Annotated in this window: 1 protein-coding gene and 1 pseudogene; one reads left to right on the top strand and one right to left on the bottom strand. The window is 72.9% G+C overall.

The window, feature by feature from the left end; translation table 11 throughout:
- Positions 1–147: 147 nt before the first annotated feature.
- Positions 148–990, top strand: a complete 843-nt coding sequence (locus tag AB0L40_RS27910; RefSeq protein WP_364362081.1) for an AAA family ATPase — start codon at positions 148–150, stop codon at positions 988–990.
- Here AB0L40_RS27910 and AB0L40_RS27905 read toward each other — a convergent pair.
- Positions 986–1,086: pseudogene (locus tag AB0L40_RS27905) on the bottom strand (transcriptional repressor); the annotation flags it as partial. The gene AB0L40_RS27910 and the pseudogene AB0L40_RS27905 overlap by 5 nt on opposite strands.

Below are 1,086 nucleotides of genomic sequence, written 5' to 3'. Positions count from 1 at the left end.
GGCGATCGGCGACACCGAGGAGGAGCTGACCGCGTCGGTCGCGTGGGCGAAGGAGCGGATCGCCTTCTACGGCTCCACCCCCGCGTACCGGCCGGCCGCCGCCCGCGACGGGCCGACTCCGCACCCCACCTCGAAGGACGCCATCCGATGACCCGAGTGATCGCCATCGCCAACCAGAAGGGCGGCGCGGGCAAGAGCACCGTGACCGTGAACCTGGCCGTGGCGCTCGGCCAGGCCGGCCGCCGCACCCTGGTCGTCGACGCCGACCCGCAGTTCGACACCACCGCGATGCTCGGTCACGACCCCGAGGACGCGCCGCACACGATCGCGGACGTCTTCCTCGGCGAGGCCGAGGCCGACCCGGCCCTGCTGTGCGACGTCGCCCCCGCGGTCGACCTGCTCGCCGGCGACGGCCGCATGGCCGACGTCGAGCTGACGCTCGTGTCGCAGGTCCGCCGCGAGGAGTTCCTCGCCGAGGCGCTGACCGAGACGATCCCCGCGTACGACTACGTGCTGATCGACTGCCCGCCGAACCTCGGCCTGCTGACCGTCAACGCGTTCGTCGCCGCCGACGAGGTGCTCGTCCCGATCTCGATGATCGACCGCAACGCGTACAAGGGCGCGTCGACGCTGCTGACGACGCTCGCGACGCTCCGCAAGCGCCGGGTCAGCGTCGAGACGCTCGGCCTGCTGCGCAACAACGTGGACGTCCGCCGCAACACCTTCCAGACGCTCAACGACGCGCTCCCCGAGCTCGACGCGCCGCTGCTGGAGGCCCAGATCCCCATGCGCTCCGGGTTCCACGACGCCACGACCGAGGGCGTGCCGCTCGTGATCCGCAAGCCCGACGGCCGCGCCGCCGAGGCCTTCCGCGAGCTCGCCCTGGAGATCGACCGCCCCCGCGCCGAGGTCCCCGACCCCGACGCCCCGATCGTCGCGAGCCGCAAGAAGGCCCGCAAGTCCGACCCGACCCTGGTGGAGGTGGCCTGATGAGGCGGGCGGTGGTGAGGGCCCGCAGGACGTCGTAGACGGCCTGGTGGGAGACCTCGCCGAGGTCCTCGCGGACGCGGGCGAAGAGCGCGTTCG

Origin of the sequence: Patulibacter sp. NPDC049589 (genome assembly GCF_040675535.1) — a bacterium.
Lineage (GTDB): Bacteria > Actinomycetota > Thermoleophilia > Solirubrobacterales > Solirubrobacteraceae > Patulibacter.
Note: the sequence above shows the minus strand (reverse complement) of the source record. Positions and strands in the feature narration are given on the sequence as shown.

What these genes read in the sequence shown, in the direction of transcription:
- AB0L40_RS27910 (WP_364362081.1), top strand. Translation starts at nt 148, where the DNA reads ATGACCCGAGTGATCGCCATCGCCAACCAGAAGGGCGGCGCGGGCAAG.